We start from the raw sequence: 19339 nt of genomic DNA, 5'->3' as shown, positions 1-19339 counted from the left end.
TTGAAATTTAAAATAATAAAAGAACTTATTGGAGGAATAATTTTTAGTTAAATTATTAAATATATGATAAAGTAATATTAAAATTAACTATATGGGGGGAATATTATGAACAACATTTTAATAATTGAAGATGAAAAAAGCGTATCAGACGTTGTAAAAGCATATTTGGAAAGAGAAGGATATGGGGTGTATTCCACTGAAAATGGATTAGATGGAATTGAAGTTTTTAGAAAAGAAAGGATTGATCTTGTAATTTTAGATTTAATGCTTCCAGATATTGATGGTGAGGAAGTTTGTAAGATATTAAGAAAAATATCAGATGTATATATTTTTATGTTAACTGCTAAAAGTACATTAAGCGATAAAATTGAAGGCTTAAATATTGGAGCAGATGAATATCTAACAAAACCATTAAGCCCAAGAGAACTAACTGCTCGTGTAAATGCATTATTTAGGAGAGTTGGATGTAAAAAAGAAAACGTAATTTCTTTTAATGATAACAAATTAATAATTGATGTTGATAAGAGATTAGTTAAATTGAGTGGAGAGGAAATAAATTTAACTCCAAATGAATTTGATATATTATATATTTTGGCTTCAAATCAAGGAAAAGTATTTACACGGGAAGCAATAATAGAGAGAGCTTTTGGGATGGAATTTGATGGATCAGATAGAAGTATAGATGTTCATATCAAAAATTTACGTAAGAAAATTGAAGAAGATACCAAGTCTCCTCAATACATAGTTACTGTTACAAAAATTGGTTATAAATTTGGTGATAAATTATGAAGCAGAGTATTAGAAAGCGTCTTAGTATAATTATTATATCTTGCTCTGTAGTTGCTGTACTTTTGTCAGCTTTATTAGTAAATATAACTATAACGAATACATTCAATAAGTATATGGAGAAGATACAAACTCAAAGAAATACAAGGTTAGTAGAATACTTTCAACAAGTTTATAAAAGTGATGGTGGATGGAATAGTACTTCAGGGGAAGAAATGATGCATGAAGCGTATATGAGTAATTACTGTTTAAGTCTTTTGGATGATAATAGAAAAGTTGTATGGGAAATGAACCATGAAGATATACAAAATAAAAATCATATGACAGTAAATGGTAAGGAAGAAACTGGAGTGTATACTTCCAATACTTTTGATATAAATGTTAATGGAAAAACAGTAGGGTATATTATTGTCGGACAGTATTCGCCTGTTCTGCTTTCACAGGAAGACATAAGCTTCAAGGGACAAATTAATAAGAGTATTGTGTTTAGCGGAGTATTAACACTGATAATAGTTGCAGCAATAAGTTTGATTTTATCCAAGCAATTTTCTGAACCAATAAAAGAAGTTTCAAAAACTTCTGTAAGTTTATCAAAAGGAAATTATAATTCTAGATCAAATATAAAAAGTAATATTGAAGAAATTCGGAATTTAACTGAGAGCATAAATGATTTAGGTGAGAAATTAAATAGTCAGGATTTATTAAGAAAGCGTCTTATTTCAGATATATCCCATGAAATTAGAACTCCACTAAATGTGTTACAAAATAATTTAGAGGCAATGATAGATGGAATTATACCTGTAACTACTGATAAGCTTAATAGCTTAAATGATGAAGTAATAAGATTTGGCAAGCTTTTAAATAATTTGAATTCACTAAAACAAATAGAGTCAGATGAAATAGTGCTTAAATTAGGAAGGGTTAATATAGGGGGGCTTATTTCAAATGTAATTAGTGATTTTAATATTGCTGCTGATGAAAAAAATATAAAGTTAATTATTAATAAAGAAGAAGGTAAAAATTTTATTGTAGTAGGCGATTACGATAAATTGAAACAAGTATTTATAAATCTTATATCTAATGCAATTAAATTTAACAATATAAATGGAACTGTATGGGTCAATATTAGTAGCGATATAAACTCAGTTATCATTAAAATTAAGGATAATGGAATTGGAATTAAAAAAGAAGATTTACCTTATGTTTTTGAAAGAATGTATCGTGGAGATAAAAGTAGACATAAAATTGAGGGAAGCGGAATAGGTCTTACACTTGTAAAGAAGATATTAACTTTGCATTCTGGAACAATAGATGTAGAAAGTAAGGAAGATAAGGAAACTGTATTTACAGTATGCATAAACAAAAGTAATTAATACATAAATTTTTATCACAAACTACATAAAAAAAGAAGGTATCTATAAACACTTTAAAAAGTGATTTTAAGATACCTTTTTTGTTTTTTGAGAATTATTAAATTTACATTTATTTCCTTAAAATATAAATGATTTATTATGTTTTAACAATAGCATATAACTACCAATATAATTTGACAGAAATTTCATATATCATCCTTATAGAATCTTCATAACTTTTTATTATACTTTACTATATAATAAGCGACTTTTTTCTGAAATAATATATTTATAATTATAGAGGTGACAAGCATGAATATTATAAGAAAAGTTAATAAAGCAATATATAAATGTTTAAACAACAGAAAATATGTAAGATTATTTGCTATAGGTGCAATTATTCTATTATTTAGTACTATTGTATCAAGTTTTGATATGAGTGAAAAATTAAAACATAACTTATCAGTAAATAAAGCTAATGCATCTCGCTTAAATATAGCTAATGCGTCTATTGAAAATGGGGTTCAGGTAGTAAGAATAACAGTAGATAATAATGGTTATACCCCTGATGTTATTTATGTTCAAAAAGATATTCCTGTTAAGTTGATATTTGAAGGAGATCAACTTAATTCGTGTAATAATGGAATAGTATTACCATCTTTCAATATAGATAAAGATTTCAAATCAGGAGAAAATATAATAGAATTTATCCCCAAAGATGAAGACATAGAGTTTAGTTGCTGGATGGGAATGATAAAAGGAATAATTAAAATTACAGATATCATTGAGTCCATAAATGAGACCGAAAAATTTTAATAGAAATTCAGATTTTATTGTGAAAGTTATGTAATATAAGCACTAATTATATAGAGGATTACATTTATCCTGATAATTAGATTTTAATTAATATTTAAAATTTATTTTTATCTACACAATATCTTCATAACATTTATTTATAATGTATTTACAGGGAGGCGATAGTGATGAAAAGCTATAGTTTACGTTTTAAACAAGAAAATATGCTTTGTCATAGGTGTCTAATGAATGTTGTAAAAACATTAAGCTCCATTCAAGGTTTATTAGGAGTTGATGTTAGTTTAGAATCAAAGAAAATTAAAGTAATCTATAGAGATAAAGAGATATCAAGAGATGATATTAAAGAAATAGTAAATAGATCAATTTTAAGTGGTAAAGTAGTTAAGCTTAAACATTAATTATAATGAGAATATGAGGGGGAATTTATTATGAATTGTCATGGAAATAATAAAAATGAAGGAAATAAAAAACACAATCCAATAAAGCATATGTTAATGATGGTGCTTTGTTGTGGATCACCGTTTATAATTGTAGCAGCACTTCCTTTTTTAAGTGTTGGAACAGGACTTAAAGCAGCTATAGGTGGGATAGCACCTTTCATATGTCCAATAATGATGGTACTTATGATGGGAATGATGTTTAAAGGCAAGCATGGAAGCTGTTGTAGTGAGAAGAAAGAAGTTAATGAAAATCAAAACAAAATAGAATAACAATTTAGGAAAAGTGTTTTATATAAAGTAGGAAGATTAAAGAAGAAGTTAATGTATTTTTTGTGGAACCATTAACTTCTTTTTATTTCATCTTAGAATTATAGTATGAATAAGGAATTTCTGTTCAACTAGATTTATTTGATGTATAAACTAGAGTAGTAAACATACCACCTGTACCTTTGGTAAGGTTATTGGACATATGATGTGATATATGGCAATGGAAGGGCCAAACACCAGGATTATTTGCTTTAAATATCACATCCCATGTTTCTCCACTTGCCACCAAAATAGTATTCTTTAAAATCATGTTATCTTTATCAAGTGGATTTCCATCAGCATTTTCGACTTTAAATTGATGACCGTGAATATGCATAGGATGATGATTGATTTGAATTGCGCCAAGTCTTAAACGAACGGTATCACCATATTCAATTGGCATAGGTGTGGTTGCTGGAAAACTCTTTCCGTTGATAGTAAACATATTAAAATCATTAGTAAATGGATCAAGCTTGTAAATATCAGGTCTAACTTCTTCTCCTTTTTTTAATCCAACAAGATGCCATTCCTGCATTAAAAGTAAATAGTCCTTATTAACTTTTGTTTTATTAGGATTTAAAATAACAAAACCTCCAAGTAAGCCCATCATATCTTGCTTAACAACATTAACATGTGCATGATACATATGAGTGCCAGGTGGATTCGTTATTTTAAATCTATAGTCAAAATAATCACCTGGTGAGATTTCAGGCGAAGGCTCTACAGCAGGAACACCATCCATGTCATTTGGTACATTAAGTCCATGCCAATGAACACTTGTAGATTCAGGTAATTTATTAAAAACTCTGATATTAACAAAGTCGCCAGGATATACTTGAATTGTAGGTCCAGGTATGCTACCATTGTATCCCCAACCTTTAATAAACACACCAGGCAGTATTTCTTGTTCTACTTGTTCAGCAAACAATTCAAAGTATTTTACTCCTTTACACATTTTAAACTTAAGTGTTTGAATATCTGGTGTAATAATCATAAGAAACACCTCTTTATTTTTAATACATTATACAAACAATATTACATCGTAGAAACAGTTTGTTTTTAAAAGTTAGTATATACGAAGTTTAGTTAGTTCATTTGTAATAGTAATGCCGACCTCCATACGAAAAAACTATATTAGGTATACACTTAAAAATATGAGTTGAAATGGATAACTGTTACAAAATACAAATAAAATATGAGGAATCAGAATGATAATTGTATAATATATATCCATTTACAAATAATAGATTAGGTATTTAAAATATCTAAATTATTATTTGTAATTTAAATCTGACATAACATAAAATATATTTAATAAAAGGGAGTGAATGAAAATGAGAACAATAACATGGGTATTGGTTGTTGCAGCTGCTATAAGATTAGGAATAATAGGTTTTTTGGGAGATGATTTCATAGGGCTTGCCTTTGGTTCTGCACCTGTAACAATGTCTTGGCTCGATCGGATAGTTTGTGGCATTGTTGGTATAGCAGGGATATATGCAATTTATTTATTATTCAAAGGAACAAATAGTGAAGTGGCCTAGAAGGATAAGAAAAGTAACACAATCATTTTAAATATGTTTAAGCAAAAGTACCATATATATGTAAAAGGCTCAAGTGCTGTAAAAGCTAAAATTTGAGTCTTATTTTATTTGAATTGATTATAAGAATGTTGTAAAATAGCAGATAGTAATCAAGATAGTACGTGATAAATAGATAGTATTTAGAAATTAAGATTTTAAGTTAGAATATTAATAAAGGAGAAATCCATGTTCAATATAAATGATGTAGTGGAGATCTTGAGAAATAATAGCTCTATTGCGATACCTATAAGTCTAATAATAAGTATAGGCATTTCCCTTGTTGGTATATTACCGTCAGTATTTATAACAGGAGCGAACATAGTTTTCTTCGGGCCTATTAATGGCTTTTTCATATCTCTGTTAGGTGAAACAATAGGAGCATATATTACTTTTATTATCTATAGATTAGGTTTTAAAAGGAAGATTGAAAAATTCACAGATAGAAATAGGTTAATTTCTAGAATAGTTAAAAGTGATGGAAGAGAGGCGGGGCTACTAATATTTCAAGGAAGAATAATTCCATTTATACCATCAGGAATTATAACAATTGCAGCATCAATAAGTAATGTTGATAGTACAATATTCACTGTTGCAACATTGATTGGAAAGGTTCCATCTATAGCTTTAGAGGCACTTGTTAGCTATGACATAATTAATATTAACGATAATTGGATAAGGCTAGTCATAACAGTCATTGGCCTAATATTTGTGAAATTTACAATTACAAAGAAAAAAGATGATCAGGTAAATAAATGAATTAGAATAATCTCATATTAGAGACTTCTAATTCATTTTTTATTAAAGCTAGTTATTATTTATCTAAAGTTTTTATATAGGCTTTCATTTGGTCGATATTCATGGCACCAACATGCTTAGAAACTATAATTCCGTCTTTATCAATAAAGTATGAAGTTATGTTATATTTTGTAGCTACACTTTGATCAGGGTCTATAAGTACCTTAAAGTTATATTTGTTACTATAAATAAATGATTTAATAGTATTTAATGGCTCACCGATTTCTACAGAAACTATAACTAAGTCACTATCCTTTGTTTCTTGATATAATCTTTCTATCTCAGGCATTTCAGCTTTACAGGGAGGACACCAAGTTGCCCAAAAGTTAAGAAACACTTTCTTGCCTTTTAAATGGTTAATCCCCAATATATATAAGTCAATAATTATCATAAGTAAAATTATTATATAAAAAAGATATAAAGATTATATGTATTTTTGATAACTTATTATTAAAATAAAAAAAGTTAAATTTACATGGTGTGAAAATTATTATATTAGACAGCGTAAAATTAGGGAATTAGAAATTGAATATATTATTATAAATTGGAATATTCTTCATAAGTTCTTCATAATAGAATGGTATTATTTGAGTTGTTAAAAGTTAATATTTTAAGAATGATTTAGAAAACAAAATAATGTGTGTATTCAATTAGGAGATAATATATAAACTGAGGAGGAACAATATGAAAATATTTAATAATTTAAAACTTGCACAAAAACTTATATTTTGCTTCTTATTAATTTCATTCCTTATAGGGATCATTGGATTTAGAGGGATATCAGAAATAAAAAAAATAAATGCAAATTCAACCTCTATGTATGAAGATAATTTGAAACATTTAAAAACAGTTGAGGAGTTAAAAGCAAACTTTCTACAGATACACTCAGATTTATTAGCGCTTTTAACAACAAAAGATGCAACTAAAAAACAGGATATTGAAAGTGAAATAGAAAAATTAACAAATGAAGATATGATGATTTCCGAAGAATTTAAAAATGCAGGTGAAACAGGTGAAGAAGAAAAATTATTAACAAATTTTATAAAGCTTCACGAAGAATATATGATGTCACGTAAAGATTTTATGGATTTAATAAATGCCAATAGATATAATGAAGCACAAACGGCCTTTCAAAAGGTAACTGAGGCTAGGGATAAAACTTTTGATAGTATTAATAAAATAATAGATTCAAATATAAAAGAAGCTGAAAATGCAAATAGTGCTAATAATTTAATATTTAAAAATTCATTCGATTTAATGATTGGTATAGTTATATTCGGTTTCATATTTGCAATTTTACTTGGAGTTTTGATTTCAACATTAATATCAAAACAAATAAATAAGATTTTAGTATTTGCGGATGCTCTAGGTAGAGGTGATTTAACTCAGAGAATAGATTTCTATTCAAAAGATGAAATAGGAAAAATATCAAATGCTTTAAATAAAGCTGCTGAAAACACTAGAAGTCTTATATCAACAATAATTTCAAATTCTAGCAGTATAAAAGAATCAAGTGAAGAAATCTATAACACTATAGAAGGAATTTCTACAAAAATGAACAATATTAATGAAGCTACAAAGGAAATAACAACTGGTACAGAAGAATTGAGTGCAACATCACAAGAAGTAAATGCATCAATTGAAGAAATAACTTCAAATTCTATTGAGTTATCAAATAAGGCAAAGGATTGCGATCAAGCTTCTAATGATATTCAGATACGTGCCTCAGAAATAAAAGATAAGGGATTAAAATCAATAAATATTTCTAAGAAAATATATAAAGAAAAGCAAGAAAATATATTAAAAGCAATAGAAGAAGGAAAAGTTGTTGAAAAAATTAAAGTAATGGCTGATTCTATAGCAAATATAGCATCGCAAACAAATCTTTTAGCATTAAATGCGGCCATTGAATCGGCAAGAGCTGGTGAAATGGGAAAAGGTTTTGCTGTAGTAGCAGATGAGATACGCAAGCTTGCAGAACAGTCAGCAGAGAATGTTTCAAACATACAAGAAGTTATTACTCAGGTAAACAATGCCTTCAATAATCTTTCGAATAACACTCAAGAGATATTGGCGCATATTGATAATAATGTAAATCCAGATTATGAACTTTTTTTAGAAACTGCTTTTAAATATGAAAAGGATGCAGTCTTTATTAAATCTATGTCAAAAGAAATTGCAAATGGTACAAATCAAATACTTAGTTCTATAGAGCAAACTAGTGCTGCAATAGAAACAGTTTCGTCTACTGCTCAGCAATCGGCAGAAAGTTCAGAAGGGATATTAAATAGTGTAGATGAAACAACTGCCGCAACTCAAGAAGTTGCGAATTCTGCACAAAGGCAAGCTGAATTATCTGAAGAACTTAATTTCTTGGTACAAAAATTTAAAATATAGATAATATGTTGTATAAAAATATAAAGGGAATGGTACTATCGCAGTAGGAAAAGGACCTACCCAAGTTTACATTGAATCAGATGATAAATATTCATTCTTAGCAAATCAAGGAACTGAAGATGCACCATCAAATACTGTTTCAAAGATAGATATGTCAACTAAGAAAGTAGTTGCAACAATAGAAACTGGAAAAGGAGCTCATGGAGTAGTAGTTAGCCCTGATAATAAATATGTTTATGTTACTAATATGTATGATGGAACTGTAAGTGTTATTGACAATAGCACAGATAAGGTTATTAAAACTATAAAAGTAGAAGGAGAACCAAATGGAATAAGCTACAGGTAATTAATATTCTAATGAGAATAAATTTAATTTGAGTTAAATAAATTTAGTAATTTATGCAATCATAATTTATAGTTCTTAATATATAAAAAAGTGTATTGAATTCTAAAATAATTAGTTTTCAATACACTTTTTAGTATCTTTTATGATTTATACTTTTAAAAATTTAATTAAAGACCAGAAGCTTCCTACACTTCCAATTAAAATCCCAACTAATATAAACTGCCATTGGAGGGTTTGCGTAATATAAGATGGTGATATTAAGTTTATTAAAAGTAAATTTTCATTTATCTTTATAAAAACTAGTTTATAGAGATAGTATATTAATATATTTGAACATACGGCTCCAAACAAACCAATAAGTGCACCTTCAATAATAAGCGGCCATCTAATAAACCAATCAGTTGCTCCAACAAATTTCATTATTCCAATTTCTCTACGTCTTGAGTAAATAGCTAATTTTATAGTATTACTAATAAGGAATATAGAAACTGATACCATTAATATGAATAAAGCAATTCCACTCCATTTCACGTTTTTGGATATTGAAATTATTTTATTTGTAAATTTCTGATCATTGCCAATGGATTCTATACCAGGCATATTTTCGATTGCGCTTATCACTTGATGTGATATTTCAGGATTTTCTAGATCTATTATAAATGAATTAGGCAGCGGATTATTGGAAGAATCATAATTATTTAATAAAGAACTATTATCTTCAGAAACCTGTTTATTAAACTTTTCTAAAGCCTCTGATTTATCTTCCAATTTAACACTTTTGATACCAGAAATATTATTTAACTTTTGCTCTAAGTTTTCTTGATCTTTATTAGTAATGCTATTATTTAAAAATACTTGTATTTGAGCCTGGGATTTAGCATTACTCATTCCTATATTTATATTTTGCATTAATAGCATTGAAACTCCCATTATAAATAAAGTTGAGGTCACTGTAATAACTGATGCTATACTAATGGTTCTATTTCTATTTAAACTCTTTAATGCATCAATAATATAATATTTGAAGGTATTAAAATTCATTATCGTAAGTCCCCCTAATTTCATCTCTTATTATAGTTCCATTCTCAATAGCAATAACTCGCTTCCTCATTGAATCAACGATATCTCTTGCATGAGTAGCCATAAGTATTGTAGTACCGTTTTTATTAACATTGTCGAGCGTGTCCATTACTCCCATTGCAGTTTCAGGATCGAGATTTCCTGTTGGTTCATCGGCAATTAAAATATTAGGATCATTCACTATAGCTCGAGCAATTGAAACTCTTTGCTGTTCACCGCCTGACAATTGGCTTGGAAATGACCTAAATTTATCAGATAATCCAACTAGTGATAAAGCCATAGGTACCTTCTTTTTTATATCTTTAGTACTGACACCAATAACCCTTAATGCAAAAGCTACATTTTCATAGACATTAAGAGTTGGAATTAGTTTAAAATCTTGAAATATTACACCTATCTTTCTTCTGTAAAGCGGTATTTGATTCTTATTTAGATTGGTTACATCAGTATCGTTTAATATTAACTTACCATGTGTCGGCTCAATTTCTTTAAAAAGCATTTTTATTATTGTTGATTTGCCAGCACCACTTGAGCCTACTAAAAAAGCAAAATCACCTTTTTCTATAGTTAAGTTAACATTTTTAAGAGCCAAGGTGTTATTGTCATATACTTTAGTAACGTCTAGAAATTTAATCATTAGTAATCCTCCAATTAGATGTTAGTTAAATATACTTGTGTGTTTTTGTAATATTATAACTTATTATTATGAAGAAATTATGTATTTCCTTATGGTAATGTATTCCTTTATATGAATCTACATAATTTCTACACAATTTTAGTGTAGTATAGGATTGAATTTACAAAAGAGAGACAAGTATTACTCTATAAATAAAAGAGAATATACTCTATAAATAAGGGAGCGATATAAGTGAAAAAAACAATTAAAACGGTTATGCTTGCAACAGCATTAGTGATGATTACTCAAGTTTCAGCATTTGCTGCACCAACATCTAATCAAGCACAAACTCAATTGGAGCAAAATAAAAATTCCTTAAAGGAAGCACAAGATAAACGACACCAGCTTGAAGCAAGCATTGAAGAGTTGGATAATCAAATTGAAGATTATATGATGAAGATTGAAGCAAATAAGAAGAACATAACTGAGGCAGAAAACGATATCCAAACAACAAAAAAGCAAATTACTCAGGTTGAAAAAGAAGTAGAAGCTAAGCAAGATGTATTAGATCAAAGAGTAAGAGCTATGTACATAAATGGGCAGTCTAACTATCTAAAAATCTTATTGGAATCTGAAAGTTTCAGTGATTTAATAACAAGAGCTGAAGCAATTAGAAAAATAATTGGACTTGATAAACAAGTAATAAGTGATTTAAATGATAAGAAGTCAGAAGTAGAAAGTAAAAAAACATCTCTTGAAGTTAAGTATAATGATTTGCTTGCATTAAAAAGCGAAAATGAAGACAAGCTTATAAGTCTAAATACAAATATAGCAGATCAAAAGAAGCTTATTCAAGAGGCCAAAGATCAGGAAAAATTATTTGCATCAAAAGTAGATGAATCTCAAGTGCAAGTAAGCGCAACTATGAATCAAGTAAATAAAATAAGAAATGAAGCACCTAGAGTTACTAATGCATCGAGAGGCGCAAAATCTGCACCCGTTTCTGATAATAACATAATAGCATATGCTTCAAATTTCTTAGGAACTCCTTACCTGTGGGGAGGAACAAGTCCTTCTACAGGATTCGATTGTTCTGGTTTTACACAATATGTATATGCACACTTTGGTATTAGCCTTGGAAGAACAACTTATGACCAAATAAATGATGGATATGAAGTTTCAAAATCCGAACTACAGCCTGGAGATTTGATATTCTATGGTAAGGGAGGAAATCCTACTCATATGGGAATGTATGTAGGGAATGGGACATATATTCATGCGCCGAGAACAGGTGATGTAATAAAAATATCATCAATAGATAGACCAGATTATATTACAGCAAGAAGAGTTAAATAAGCTAATATTTTTAGCCATTATAATAGAAAATATCAAATTTAAAATTAAGATATTGTAGTTGGAGGTATGAATGATGGTCATTGAAGTAGCAATAACGGTGGTAGTAGTTTTATTTGTTGCGCATATTCTTTATCACAAAGTAATAAAAAAAGCTTCTGGGGGATGCTGTTGTAATAAAGATGGTAAGTCCAAGAAAAAGTGTAGTAAATAGTTTTATAGTTATTTTAAATTTGTAGGAAGGAAGTTAATAGTATGAAGGAACTGTTTAGTTTTGGCCCAATACATATATACTTTTTTGGACTAATGATAGCAGTAGCTGCAATTACAGGCGGAGCATTTGCAATTAAGCAAGGGGAAAAAAGAGGAATAAATGAAGACATAATATTTAATCTAATTTTTATTGTTGTTATAGCGGGTGTATTAGGAGCTAGATTATTTTATATTCTTTTTTATAATCCATCATTTTATTTTAGTAATCCAGGAGAAATATTTAAAATAAATGAGGGTGGGTTATCTATACACGGAGGAATTGTTTCCGCTGTGCTTGCAGGATACATATACTCTATTAAGAGTAAGATATCATTTTTAAAACTTGCAGATATTGCAGTGGTGGGTATTGCATTGGCTCAAGGTATAGGTAGAGTAGGCTGCGATGTATTTGGCAAACCAATGGCAAACGTAATGATATGGGGGATTAACTATAATGGGCAACTGCTTCATCCTGCACAAGTATATGAGTTTATTTTAGACTATATATTATTTATAGTCCTATGGAGAAGAAGTTACAAGAAAAAATTTGAAGGTGAATTATTTATAATTTACTTAATCGCTTTTGCCATAATAAGAGGTATTGTAGAATTCTTTAGAATAAATCCTGTTATCTGGGGTCCGTTTTCAATTTCGCATTTATTAAGTCTTGCTTTAGTTAGTATAGGATTAGCCATTTATATATTGTTAGCCAAGAGAAATACAGAAAGTCAAAGGATTTATGTGGAAGATAATAAATTAAAAGTAACAACTTCAATAATTATTTTAGCTGCGTTAATCCTAGTATCTATATTTGTATTTTATTTTGTACAAGGGTAGCTAGGGTAATTAACGAATTGTGTGAGTAACTGAATTAAAAAAGAGTAAAATATTATAAATTTAAAGAGCTCTAATAAAACTTTGGTTTTTATTGGAGCTCTTATTATATTTTTAATACTATCTACTACATATGGCAATGATTAAGTTTGGATTAAATCTAAAAAGTAAGGAATCAATTAACATTTTGGTTTTTAAAAATTATCTTCATAATTTCTACACATGTTCTTTGTATACTCTCTAAAGAACAGTAATTCAATTATATAAAAATTAAAATAAATAATTATATTAAAAGATTAGATTATTGAGAGGTGGTGAGGTCATGTCAAGTTTTATAAAAGCTAAAAATGCTGTGAGTAAAGAGCTTTGTGAAGTTGAGATGATTTTAAAAAATATTGGAAAAGATTTCAGTTCGGGCTCAACTCAAGAGATATTTGAATATTTTTTTAAGGTTCCAGGAAAATATCTTCGTCCTAGTTTGATAATACTTTCAGCTAAAGCTATAAATCCTGAAATGACTATAGATGAGAGAATGAAATTAATTAATTTATGTGTAGCAATTGAGCTAATACATAGTGCTAGTTTGGTACATGACGATATAATTGACAATGATTTATTTCGCCGTGGTCAAAAGACGTTAAATAATATATATGGTAGAAAGATAGCGGTTCTCGCAGGGGATGCCTTTTATGCTAAAGCATTTTCAATATTATTAAAACTACCAACAAATGATGCAGAACAAATAATTACACAAGTTATTGAAAAAATGTGCGTTGCAGAAATTGAACAAGCTCAAAATCATGAAATTACAAAGCAGGATTACTTTAACATAATAGAAGGTAAAACTGCATCCTTTATGGCTGCCTGCTGTAAGCTTGGAGCAAAAACAGTTAATGCAAAAGAAGAAGAAATTGAAGCTTTGGAAAATTACGGCCTAAATTTAGGAATGTTATATCAAATCATTGATGATTGCACAGATGGTGATTCTAACGCTACTAAAAATAATATAACGGTTGAAGATGCTAAAGAGTTTGCTTTAAAAGCTGAACAAGCAATTAAAAATTTAGAGACTTCGGTTTATAAGGATAGCATGAATAGTCTTTTAAATCATATACTTGAATCTTCAAATAAGAAAACAAAAAATGCTTAATCTTAAATTCATAATAAATATCACAAGGGAGATGACATTAAATGAGATTTTTTAGAAATAAATATTTAGTTCCTGTGTGGACAATTTTGCGTATATGGCTAGGCTATCAATGGATAGTTCCAGCAATAGAGAAACTTAAGGATCCAACTTGGGTAGGAAGTCAATCAGGTGTAGCGATAACAGGATTTTTAAAAGGAGCCTTAGCTAAGTCAACAGGTGATCATCCATCGGTACAGTGGTGGTATGCAAGATTTGTTGAAAGTGCTGCTCTGCCAAATGCAGGAGTGTTCACATATGTAGTTCCAGCCGGAGAACTTCTAGTTGGTATAAGTTTAATACTTGGAGCTTTTACTATAGCAGGTTTGACTGGTGGAGCATTTATGAATTTAAATTACTTATTAGCAGGAACTACTAGCACTAATCCAATTTTATATACTGTAGCTATAATTTTAATGGCAGCTGGAGCAAACGCTTATAAAATTGGGATTGATCAGTTAATTGTATCCTTTTGGAAAAAGAAATATGGTAAACAATAAATATAGCATAGAAAATAAAAATATAACAAAAAAGAAATTAAGTCTTTAGACGTGATAATGAAGGGAGTCAAAAAACAATGAAAAAGAAAACAATTAGAGGTGCAATATTAAGTTTAATTCTTACGTTAGGTCTTTCAACAGCAGCTTTTGCTGATGGAATGGGTAACATGGATATGGGGAAAGGAACAGAAAAAAGTGTAAATGGTATAAATGCAGAATTAACGTTTAATAAAGATAACAAAGTTAAAACAGGTGATAATGATGTAATGATCACATTGCATGATGATAAAGATAAAGAAATTGAAAATGCTGATGTTAAGATAAGTGCAGAAATGGACAAAAACTCTGATATGGGCATGGATATGAATGGCAAAAAGCCAATTGAAGTATCATTAGAAAATAGTAAAGATGGTCAATACATGGGAAAAATTAATTTCACAGATAAAGGTAAATGGGTTATTACAGCTAACATTATGGTAAATGGAGAACAGAAGGATGTACAGTTTGATGCGGATGTGGTTAGCAGTGGACCAAACTGGGTAGTTATAGGTGGATTTGTAGGAATAGTGGCAGTAATAATTATAGTAGCTGCAGTAAAGAAAAAAAGTAGCAAATAAAGATAAAGAATAGAGGTGATAGTTTAATGTCAAAGTTGGACAAGAAACTTAGTGATGAAACAAAGGCATCACAAGAGCAAAGAGGAAATAATTTATTAAATAATAAAATACTTAAGAACTTCATTAAAAGTAAGTGGTATCCAGGAATATTTCAGTTATTTGTAGGAATAGTATTTGCATTCATCGTGTTTGAATTACTAACTGGACCTGACGAAGCTCACGATAACTTTGGTACAGCGGGAACTTGGGTATTGTGGTGGCCTATACTTCCAATACTATTATTTTTAACAGGTAGGTTTTGGTGTGCTATATGTCCATTTGGAGCCTTAAGTGATGTAGTACAAAAATTTGTAGGAAGCAAAAAGCCAGTACCTAAATTTCTAAGAAAATACGGAGTATGGCTTATAGATGCAATGTTCTTAGCAATTACATGGAGTGATCACGTTTTTGGAGTCGTTGAATCACCTAGAGGTTCAGGAACATTACTCCTACTTATTACAATTGGTGTAATATTCTCAGGTGCTTTTTGGGAACGTAGAACCTGGTGTAGATATCTATGTTTCTTAGGCGGATTATCTGGAAATTATTCAAGAGCAGGGATGCTGCAATTACGTGGAACAAAAGATATATGTGCTAAATGTACAGCAGCACATTGTTATAAAGGGAGTGAAAGGGCAGAAGGATGTCCTATGTTTGAATTCCCAAAAACTATGGAAGATAATGCAGAATGTAATTTCTGTGGTAATTGTGTAAAGAATTGTCCTAACAATTCAATTCAAATATCATTGCGTCCACCTACTAAAGAATTATGGTTTATTAGAAAGCCACGATTAGATGCATCATTTTTAGCTGTTGTAATTATGGGTATAGTATTTGTACAAAACATTACAATGTTAGAAATATGGGATGGAATGCTTGCATGGCTTGAAAATGTAACAGGAACACAAAATTATGCTATTACTTTTACTATAACATTTATTATAGCTATGGCTATACCAGTAGCATTGTTATCTATAACAGGATTAGTTGCAAAAACATTTAATAAAGCTTCATTAAAAGAAAATTTCACGAAGTATGGATATGCGCTCATACCATTAGATATGGCTGCACATATAGCTCATAATTTATTCCATTTACTAGCAGAAGGAAAATCTGTATTCTATACATTTATAGAATTATTTGGAGTTGAAATTCAACATACATCTTCAGCTATTTTAGATGACCCAACGATACAAGCGTTTCAGTTTATATTAATAGCAATTGGAACTCTTGGTTCAATATATACTGTATATAAAATATCGAAGAATAATTATGAATCTAAAAAAGTTAGCACAACAATAGTATATTCTATTCTTTTAATATTACTAGCAGTAGTTAATATAATGTTATTCTCACTACCTATGGCAATGCGTATGTAATAATTCTTTATAGCTTATCTAAAAATTATTTTAGATAAGCTATAATATTATTTTTCTTGCACCTTGTAAGAAGAATAAATTAATACAAATGAAGAAAGATTAGTTGATAGAGGAGATTAAAAGAAAATGACAATTGAAAAAATTAAGTTATTTATCAGAGCTTCAAGACCTTTTTCTTTAACAGCTTCAGCAATTCCAGTTGTGCTTGGGGAAATATTAGCATTAAAAGAGCCTAATTTTAATCTTGAATATTTTACACTTTCAATCATAGCAATTGTTTTTCTTCAGGCTTCAGTTAATTTACTGAATGATCATGATGATTTTATAAATAAAGTTGATACAAAGGAATCTCATAGTTCTAGCGGAGTTGTTGTTGAAGGCTTGCTGACTTTAAAAGAAGTTTATAGAAGCGGTATTCTATTACTTATTTTAGGATGTTTAATTGGTTTGTTTTTAGCTTACAATGTAGGCATTATGATTCTCATTTTAGGGATTGTTGGAGCTTTATGTGGATATTTTTATACAGGAAAACCGTTAATGATCAAATATAGAGGATTAGGTGCGCCTTTAGTATTTACAATTTTTGGACCATTGATGACACTTGGAGGGTATTATTTGCAGATGCAGGAGTTTACCGTGCAGTCGTTTTTAATATCAATCCCAACAGCACTTCTTACTACTGCAATATTGCATGCTAATGATATTAGGGATATAAATCATGATAAGAAAGCTGGCATTAAAACACTGTCAATAAGTATAGGCTATAAGAAGGCACAAAAAGTATATTCAAGCTTGATTATACTTTCATATATTTCTCTTATCATAATGATTGTTTTTAAATATATTCCTTATCTAAGTTTAATCTGTTTATTAACAGTACCAGCTGCTATTAAAAACATTAATAAATTAAGAACTTCTGGAGATTCAAGTAGCAATATTGCCGAGCTTGATAAAGAAAGTGGAAAGCTTCAAGGTCAATTTGGAATTCTTTTAATTTTATCTATACTTTTATCTTATATTTTATAGAAAGGTGGCAAAGTTTTGGAGAGACAGAAACGTAAGAATAAGATCATTATTTCTTCATTAATTATAGCTACAATACTGTGGTTTGTAATATTTGTATTAAAACCATTTAATTTTTGGATTGAAATGGGAGTATCCATATTATCGTTAGTAATGGTAGCTTTGTTTTCTGAAAAGAACTTAATTTCATTTAGAAATATAAAGTTAAGACACATATTAATCGGAATTATTTCAGCAATAATATTGTACTTTGTTTTTTTTGCTGGAAATATAATTTCAGGATATTTGTTTCCATTTAAAGATGCTCAAATCGCATCAGTTTATAGCAATAGAGCACAAGGAAATTCATTACTTATTGGAGCTCTACTATTATTTATAATAGGGCCGGGAGAAGAAATATATTGGCGTGGATTTATACAAAACAATCTTGCAAAAAAATTTGGAGAAGATAAAGGATATATATTTGCAACGCTATTGTACGCTGGTGTTCATATAATTACATTGAACTTTATGCTTGTGGTAGCTGCCTTAGTATGTGGAATATATTGGGGATGGATTTATAAGAAAGAAAAAAGCCTTGTTCCAATAATAATATCTCATGCAATTTGGGATTTCACAGTATTTGTTTTGTTTCCACTAATGTAATAAGATATATGGAAATCAAAAATAGTAGTTAAAAAGCTTAATTTAAAGAAATATAACTAATTTAAATACTTATTAGGTTTTATAAGCGTAAAATAAAAGAATGTGTGGTGGTTATAATGGCTGAAATTAATGTAACAGATGTGGAAAAGATTTTTTCTGTTATTGCAAAGAGATATGATATGTTAAATTCAATATTAACTTTAAACATCGATAGATTATGGAGAAGAAAAGCAATAAAGATATGTAATATTAAGGAGGGGCATCAAGTATTAGATCTGTGCTGTGGTACAGGACAAATGATTAATTATGAATGTAAGGCGGTTGGAAAAAATACAACAGTTATTGGTGTAGATTTTAGCCAAGAAATGCTTAACGTTGGGGCGAAAAGGCTAAATCAATCATTAAAGGATTATACGTATGAATTAATTAAAGGCAGTATTTTAGAATTGCCCTTTGAAGAAAATACCTTTGACTGTATCACAATTGCTTTTGGGTTAAGAAATATTCCAGATAAAAATAAAGCATTATCAGAAATGTATAGAGTTTTAAAACCAGGAGGGGAAGTGGTATGTTTAGAGCTTTCTAAACCTAATATACCTATTTTAAAAAATATATACGACTTATATTTTAATCATGTGTTACCAGCAGTAGGTTCAATAGGTACAGGTGATAAAAAAGCGTATTATTATCTTAGAGATTCGGTAAATAATTTTATGAATAAAAAGCAGCTTAAGGATGCGCTTGAGAAGATAGGTTTTAAAAATTCAGAATATGAATCTTTAACTTTTGGAATTGCATCTATACATTATGGCAATAAATAAAGTTAAAGTTATATCTAATATATTTATTATAAAATAGAATGTTAAACTATAGTAATATTAAACAATATAAAGGTAGCTAGCTATTAGCCGCCTTTATTTATTGTATTTTGAATACCACCTGCTACGCGGGTGGTTCTAAAGAGCTTTCAGCGGTGAGTAGAAAATAAAAAACC

The 19339-nt window shown here is 29.1% G+C and carries 23 protein-coding genes; 19 read left to right on the top strand and 4 right to left on the bottom strand.

Translation table 11 applies throughout. From position 1 onward, the window contains the following. Positions 1–105 precede the first annotated feature (105 nt). The 5 genes from L1S46_RS20085 to L1S46_RS20065 all read left to right on the top strand — a co-directional run bounded on the left by L1S46_RS20085 (position 106) and on the right by L1S46_RS20065 (position 3664). A complete protein-coding gene (locus tag L1S46_RS20085; protein ID WP_012059177.1) occupies positions 106–789 on the top strand; it encodes a response regulator transcription factor in 684 nt (227 codons plus the stop codon). Beyond that, positions 786–2159 carry a HAMP domain-containing sensor histidine kinase gene (locus tag L1S46_RS20080; protein WP_077828914.1) on the top strand — a complete coding sequence of 458 codons (1374 nt, stop codon included), beginning with the start codon at positions 786–788 and terminating at the stop codon, positions 2157–2159. The genes L1S46_RS20085 and L1S46_RS20080 overlap by 4 nt, the downstream gene beginning before the upstream one ends. 291 nt (positions 2160–2450) lie before the next feature. Then, complete coding sequence (locus L1S46_RS20075) at positions 2451–2954, top strand: cupredoxin domain-containing protein (RefSeq protein WP_236897589.1); 504 nt, start codon at positions 2451–2453, stop codon at positions 2952–2954. 167 nt (positions 2955–3121) lie between these two features. After that, positions 3122–3352, top strand: a complete 231-nt coding sequence (locus L1S46_RS20070) for a heavy-metal-associated domain-containing protein (RefSeq protein ID WP_012059175.1) — start codon at positions 3122–3124, stop codon at positions 3350–3352. A 30-nt stretch (positions 3353–3382) separates the two neighbouring features. Then, the gene (locus tag L1S46_RS20065) at positions 3383–3664 is read left to right on the top strand and encodes a hypothetical protein (RefSeq protein ID WP_236897591.1); all 282 of its coding nucleotides are present in this window, start codon (positions 3383–3385) and stop codon (positions 3662–3664) included. A 124-nt stretch (positions 3665–3788) separates the two neighbouring features. Here L1S46_RS20065 and L1S46_RS20060 read toward each other — a convergent pair whose 3' ends face one another. Next, complete coding sequence (locus L1S46_RS20060; protein WP_238900816.1) at positions 3789–4655, bottom strand: copper oxidase; 867 nt, start codon at positions 4653–4655, stop codon at positions 3789–3791. A gap of 379 nt (positions 4656–5034) precedes the next feature. Here L1S46_RS20060 and L1S46_RS20055 point away from each other — a divergent pair, with 379 nt between their 5' ends. Both L1S46_RS20055 and L1S46_RS20050 read left to right on the top strand, forming a co-directional pair. Further along, on the top strand, positions 5035–5244 hold the full coding sequence (locus L1S46_RS20055; RefSeq protein ID WP_012059172.1) for a DUF378 domain-containing protein: 210 nt from the start codon (positions 5035–5037) through the stop codon (positions 5242–5244). 225 nt (positions 5245–5469) lie between these two features. Further along, positions 5470–6039: a VTT domain-containing protein gene (locus L1S46_RS20050; protein ID WP_077828911.1), complete on the top strand. Its 570-nt coding sequence runs from the start codon at positions 5470–5472 to the stop codon at positions 6037–6039. 55 nt (positions 6040–6094) lie between these two features. On the opposite strand, the gene L1S46_RS20045 is transcribed toward L1S46_RS20050, so the two are convergent. After that, complete coding sequence (locus L1S46_RS20045) at positions 6095–6469, bottom strand: TlpA disulfide reductase family protein (RefSeq protein ID WP_236897593.1); 375 nt, start codon at positions 6467–6469, stop codon at positions 6095–6097. A gap of 293 nt (positions 6470–6762) precedes the next feature. Between L1S46_RS20045 and L1S46_RS20040 the strand changes: the two genes are divergently transcribed. Together L1S46_RS20040 and L1S46_RS20035 are read left to right on the top strand one after the other, a co-directional pair. Further along, positions 6763–8475, top strand: coding sequence for a methyl-accepting chemotaxis protein (locus tag L1S46_RS20040; RefSeq protein WP_236897595.1), 1713 nt, complete (start codon positions 6763–6765; stop codon positions 8473–8475). A 37-nt stretch (positions 8476–8512) separates the two neighbouring features. Next, positions 8513–8821 carry a YncE family protein gene (locus tag L1S46_RS20035; RefSeq protein WP_313885375.1) on the top strand — a complete coding sequence of 103 codons (309 nt, stop codon included), beginning with the start codon at positions 8513–8515 and terminating at the stop codon, positions 8819–8821. 147 nt (positions 8822–8968) lie between these two features. Here L1S46_RS20035 and ftsX read toward each other — a convergent pair whose 3' ends face one another. Both ftsX and ftsE read right to left on the bottom strand, forming a co-directional pair. Beyond that, the gene (ftsX, locus tag L1S46_RS20030) at positions 8969–9862 is read right to left on the bottom strand and encodes a permease-like cell division protein FtsX (RefSeq protein WP_077828909.1); all 894 of its coding nucleotides are present in this window, start codon (positions 9860–9862) and stop codon (positions 8969–8971) included. Continuing rightward, the gene (gene ftsE, locus L1S46_RS20025; RefSeq protein WP_012059166.1) at positions 9852–10538 is read right to left on the bottom strand and encodes a cell division ATP-binding protein FtsE; all 687 of its coding nucleotides are present in this window, start codon (positions 10536–10538) and stop codon (positions 9852–9854) included. Before ftsE ends, ftsX begins: the two co-directional genes overlap by 11 nt. Positions 10539–10769: 231 nt before the next feature. Between ftsE and L1S46_RS20020 the strand changes: the two genes are divergently transcribed. The 10 genes from L1S46_RS20020 (at position 10770) to ubiE (ending at position 19166) form a co-directional block, all read left to right on the top strand. Then, on the top strand, positions 10770–11873 hold the full coding sequence (locus L1S46_RS20020) for a C40 family peptidase (RefSeq protein ID WP_077828908.1): 1104 nt from the start codon (positions 10770–10772) through the stop codon (positions 11871–11873). A 70-nt stretch (positions 11874–11943) separates the two neighbouring features. After that, entirely contained in the window at positions 11944–12084 is a 141-nt protein-coding gene (locus L1S46_RS20015) for a hypothetical protein (RefSeq protein WP_155715492.1), read from the top strand. 41 nt (positions 12085–12125) lie between these two features. Beyond that, positions 12126–12959, top strand: coding sequence for a prolipoprotein diacylglyceryl transferase (gene lgt / locus L1S46_RS20010; RefSeq protein ID WP_077828907.1), 834 nt, complete (start codon positions 12126–12128; stop codon positions 12957–12959). A gap of 319 nt (positions 12960–13278) precedes the next feature. Next, positions 13279–14106, top strand: coding sequence for a polyprenyl synthetase family protein (locus L1S46_RS20005; protein ID WP_012059163.1), 828 nt, complete (start codon positions 13279–13281; stop codon positions 14104–14106). A gap of 41 nt (positions 14107–14147) precedes the next feature. Continuing rightward, a complete protein-coding gene (locus tag L1S46_RS20000; protein WP_012059162.1) occupies positions 14148–14642 on the top strand; it encodes a DoxX family membrane protein in 495 nt (164 codons plus the stop codon). A gap of 77 nt (positions 14643–14719) precedes the next feature. Continuing rightward, positions 14720–15259, top strand: coding sequence for a FixH family protein (locus tag L1S46_RS19995; RefSeq protein WP_012059161.1), 540 nt, complete (start codon positions 14720–14722; stop codon positions 15257–15259). 26 nt (positions 15260–15285) lie between these two features. Beyond that, on the top strand, positions 15286–16677 hold the full coding sequence (locus tag L1S46_RS19990; RefSeq protein ID WP_012059160.1) for a 4Fe-4S binding protein: 1392 nt from the start codon (positions 15286–15288) through the stop codon (positions 16675–16677). 126 nt (positions 16678–16803) lie between these two features. After that, entirely contained in the window at positions 16804–17703 is a 900-nt protein-coding gene (gene menA / locus L1S46_RS19985) for a 1,4-dihydroxy-2-naphthoate octaprenyltransferase (protein ID WP_012059159.1), read from the top strand. A gap of 15 nt (positions 17704–17718) precedes the next feature. Next, positions 17719–18345: a type II CAAX endopeptidase family protein gene (locus tag L1S46_RS19980; RefSeq protein WP_077828906.1), complete on the top strand. Its 627-nt coding sequence runs from the start codon at positions 17719–17721 to the stop codon at positions 18343–18345. A gap of 116 nt (positions 18346–18461) precedes the next feature. Beyond that, positions 18462–19166, top strand: coding sequence for a bifunctional demethylmenaquinone methyltransferase/2-methoxy-6-polyprenyl-1,4-benzoquinol methylase UbiE (gene ubiE / locus L1S46_RS19975; protein ID WP_012059157.1), 705 nt, complete (start codon positions 18462–18464; stop codon positions 19164–19166). The last annotated feature ends 173 nt before the right edge of the window (positions 19167–19339 follow it).

Origin of the sequence: Clostridium sp. YIM B02500, assembly GCF_022324665.1 — a bacterium.
Classification (GTDB): Bacteria; Bacillota; Clostridia; order Clostridiales; family Clostridiaceae; genus Clostridium; species Clostridium beijerinckii.
This window is presented reverse-complemented; position numbering and strand designations above follow the sequence as displayed.

What these genes read in the sequence shown, in the direction of transcription:
- L1S46_RS20065 (WP_236897591.1), top strand. Translation starts at nt 3,383, where the DNA reads ATGAATTGTCATGGAAATAATAAAAATGAAGGAAATAAAAAACACAAT.
- menA (WP_012059159.1), top strand. Translation starts at nt 16,804, where the DNA reads ATGACAATTGAAAAAATTAAGTTATTTATCAGAGCTTCAAGACCTTTT.
- L1S46_RS20060 (WP_238900816.1), bottom strand. Translation starts at nt 4,655, where the DNA reads ATGTGTAAAGGAGTAAAATACTTTGAATTGTTTGCTGAACAAGTAGAA.
- L1S46_RS20045 (WP_236897593.1), bottom strand. Translation starts at nt 6,469, where the DNA reads ATGATAATTATTGACTTATATATATTGGGGATTAACCATTTAAAAGGC.
- ftsE (WP_012059166.1), bottom strand. Translation starts at nt 10,538, where the DNA reads ATGATTAAATTTCTAGACGTTACTAAAGTATATGACAATAACACCTTG.
- lgt (WP_077828907.1), top strand. Translation starts at nt 12,126, where the DNA reads ATGAAGGAACTGTTTAGTTTTGGCCCAATACATATATACTTTTTTGGA.
- L1S46_RS20075 (WP_236897589.1), top strand. Translation starts at nt 2,451, where the DNA reads ATGAATATTATAAGAAAAGTTAATAAAGCAATATATAAATGTTTAAAC.
- L1S46_RS20040 (WP_236897595.1), top strand. Translation starts at nt 6,763, where the DNA reads ATGAAAATATTTAATAATTTAAAACTTGCACAAAAACTTATATTTTGC.
- L1S46_RS19995 (WP_012059161.1), top strand. Translation starts at nt 14,720, where the DNA reads ATGAAAAAGAAAACAATTAGAGGTGCAATATTAAGTTTAATTCTTACG.
- L1S46_RS20070 (WP_012059175.1), top strand. Translation starts at nt 3,122, where the DNA reads ATGAAAAGCTATAGTTTACGTTTTAAACAAGAAAATATGCTTTGTCAT.
- L1S46_RS20055 (WP_012059172.1), top strand. Translation starts at nt 5,035, where the DNA reads ATGAGAACAATAACATGGGTATTGGTTGTTGCAGCTGCTATAAGATTA.
- L1S46_RS20005 (WP_012059163.1), top strand. Translation starts at nt 13,279, where the DNA reads ATGTCAAGTTTTATAAAAGCTAAAAATGCTGTGAGTAAAGAGCTTTGT.
- L1S46_RS20015 (WP_155715492.1), top strand. Translation starts at nt 11,944, where the DNA reads ATGATGGTCATTGAAGTAGCAATAACGGTGGTAGTAGTTTTATTTGTT.
- L1S46_RS20080 (WP_077828914.1), top strand. Translation starts at nt 786, where the DNA reads ATGAAGCAGAGTATTAGAAAGCGTCTTAGTATAATTATTATATCTTGC.
- ubiE (WP_012059157.1), top strand. Translation starts at nt 18,462, where the DNA reads ATGGCTGAAATTAATGTAACAGATGTGGAAAAGATTTTTTCTGTTATT.
- L1S46_RS19990 (WP_012059160.1), top strand. Translation starts at nt 15,286, where the DNA reads ATGTCAAAGTTGGACAAGAAACTTAGTGATGAAACAAAGGCATCACAA.
- ftsX (WP_077828909.1), bottom strand. Translation starts at nt 9,862, where the DNA reads ATGAATTTTAATACCTTCAAATATTATATTATTGATGCATTAAAGAGT.
- L1S46_RS20000 (WP_012059162.1), top strand. Translation starts at nt 14,148, where the DNA reads ATGAGATTTTTTAGAAATAAATATTTAGTTCCTGTGTGGACAATTTTG.
- L1S46_RS20050 (WP_077828911.1), top strand. Translation starts at nt 5,470, where the DNA reads ATGTTCAATATAAATGATGTAGTGGAGATCTTGAGAAATAATAGCTCT.
- L1S46_RS20085 (WP_012059177.1), top strand. Translation starts at nt 106, where the DNA reads ATGAACAACATTTTAATAATTGAAGATGAAAAAAGCGTATCAGACGTT.